This is a genomic window from bacterium CG_4_10_14_0_2_um_filter_33_32 (assembly GCA_002792735.1).
Lineage (GTDB): Bacteria > Patescibacteriota > CPR2_A > CG2-30-33-46 > CG2-30-33-46 > CG2-30-33-46.
This window is the reverse complement of sequence record PFOW01000053.1, coordinates 1-2,375: the sequence shown is the minus strand read 5'-3', so window position 1 is coordinate 2,375 and position 2,375 is coordinate 1. Positions and strand designations below refer to the sequence as shown.

Sequence of the window (2,375 nt, the reverse complement as noted above, 5' to 3'; positions counted from 1 at the left end):
ATTATTTAAGAAACTTGCCAGTGCCACTTTTATCAGAATTTGCCCAACAAAAAATCGCTGATTTAGTCCGCAAATCCCATGAATCTCGCAAAAAATCCAAACAACTCCTAGGCGAAGCAAAAAGAAAAGTTGAAGAATTAATCGAGAGCGGAATATGAAACTAGGATTTAAGTTTGATTTAGAAAATGGCACTATTAAGCCTCAACACGAGAGAAATACCACTTATATTAAAGACTTAAGACGATTTTTTGCGGGATTACTTTTTACGCTTTTCTCGATATTTATTCTGGCAGTGATTTGGGATAAGTTCTTTTATTTGGCCCCGTATGTTAATTTTGTGTGGGGTAATGCCGTACGTTTATTGTGGACACTTTTATTTAGTATTCTGGGGCTAGGTATTGTTTACGATTTCTATCGCAGTATTTTCTATTTCTATGGAGTTTAAAAGTGTTAATAGTAACTTTCTGTTTTATATATTTAGTGCGGTGTTTGCATTTATTCTGGGTTTTAAAATTGATGACGTTTATATGAAAATTAATTTACCAAAAATTTAAAAATCGTAATCATTCAATTAATATTTTATCAAATCATTATTTTGATATAGCCGAAACCGCATTTAGTGCGGTTTTTTCTAATGTTTTCATGAAATTGAAAAATTGTTTTTTTGATGTAAATTTATCTTGAACTGTTTTAAGCCCAGCCCTTGAAAATCTGTCTCTTGTTTTTTTATCATTCATAAGCTTTTCTATTTTTTGAGCAAGAATGCTGGAATCATTAGGTGGAATTAGGTATCCATTATAGGAATCACTTATAATTTCGGGCACTCCTCCTACTTTTGTGCCAATAACAGGCAGACCGCAAGCCATGGATTCGATAAACACTTGCCCGAATGTTTCATTTTCAGAAGGCAAAACAAATATATCAGATTCCCTGTAAACCTCGGGCATCTCGTTTAATTTAAACATTTTTACAATAGCTTGAGATTCAATATTATGAAGTTTTATATAACCTAAAAGCATCTCATATGCTTGATCAAATTCGTTTTTTAAGTGATCCGGCGGTTTGCCTACAGCAATAAGAAGTTTTAAATTTGGATACCTTGGCGCAAGCTTTGAAAATGCTTGCATTAAGTTAATTATCCCTTTTTCTTTAAGTATATTCTTCCTTCCTTGAATAATTCTAGTAGCCGTAAGAATGATTTTGTCTTCAGGCGATATTTGCAATTGCTTTCGAAGGTTATCATTTGAAGTTTTATTTTTATTAAATTCATCTGTGTTTACACCTAAGTAGTCAGTGGATAAATTATCTATGTTAGCACCTTTATGAAAACAATCGCCCTCAACGCTTTTACTGACACAACTTATTTTATTCCACATAAGCTGATTGATAAGCTCTACCTGAAGTCCTGAAGTTGTAAAAGAGTGGAGTCTTAAAACCAAAGGTTTTTTATTTAAAATAGCTATCATATTAAGAAGCAAACTATAAGCAGGGGGTAGGCCTAGGTGAAAATTTTCAGCACAAATAATATCAATATCATGTTTAATAATAATATTTTCTACTGTCTTGGCAAAAGATTGTGATTTTTCTGTAATTTCCTTACTGGAATAATTTCTTGGCAAAGCTATATCTTTGTCAAAATAAGTAATAACGCTCCCGGATTCCTCAATACTGCTATCTTTATATGTAGGCAGCATAATAACCGTTTTAAGCTGGGTTTGATTTTTACAATAATTAATTAAATTAATGATGTAACGTTCAACGCCGCCTATACTTTCATAGGGGGAAATTGGGCTAATAAATAAAATGTTCATAATATACTTCTTTCTTATGAATGGTTTGATAGAGAAACAAAGTGAGGATGATTATAGCGAGAACGTCACGATCACTAGTTTTCATGCTTATTATACCTCATTTACCGCAAATTAGATACCGTTTTTAAAAAAATCCAGAAATTATAGAAAATGAGTTTATTTTTGAATAGTTGTTATTTTCTACATAATTTATTAAAATGCTGGATCAAGGCATTGTTCTTTGAAATTTATTTCCAGTAAATAAGGAGGGGATGAAAGTTGATTTCTAATCGGAATATATTTTTTGCTATTCTTGCTGTAGTAGGGGTTACGACCTGTTTTTTGTTTTTTTGCCAGCAAAAAGGAAATAGTAGCAATAAGATATCAATTAAACCTGCATTAACCACAGAAATAAAAGAGAGTTCAGATCAAAATAATAATGCGACCGCTTGGAACATTTATAAAAATAATCAACATAAGTTTTTAATGAAATATCCTAAAGGTTGGCATATTACTGAAAATACAGACGGAGAAGGAGATTGTATCATTACAAACTTCAAATATCCAAGTGATGTACGCGTCACG

At 31.7% G+C, this 2,375-nt stretch carries 3 protein-coding genes; 2 read left to right on the top strand and 1 reads right to left on the bottom strand.

Going from position 1 to position 2,375, the window contains the following annotated elements; genetic code table 11:
- Window positions 1–154: 154 nt before the first annotated feature.
- On the top strand, window positions 155–445 hold the full coding sequence (locus tag COX95_03245) for a hypothetical protein (GenBank protein ID PIZ85679.1): 291 nt from the start codon (window positions 155–157) through the stop codon (window positions 443–445).
- Between the two features lie 145 nt (window positions 446–590).
- On the opposite strand, the gene COX95_03240 is transcribed toward COX95_03245, so the two are convergent.
- Window positions 591–1,811, bottom strand: coding sequence for a hypothetical protein (locus COX95_03240; GenBank protein ID PIZ85678.1), 1,221 nt, complete (start codon window positions 1,809–1,811; stop codon window positions 591–593).
- Between the two features lie 258 nt (window positions 1,812–2,069).
- Here COX95_03240 and COX95_03235 point away from each other — a divergent pair.
- Window positions 2,070–2,375 (top strand): hypothetical protein (locus COX95_03235; GenBank protein PIZ85677.1); only part of this gene is annotated, 306 nt, incomplete at its 3' end.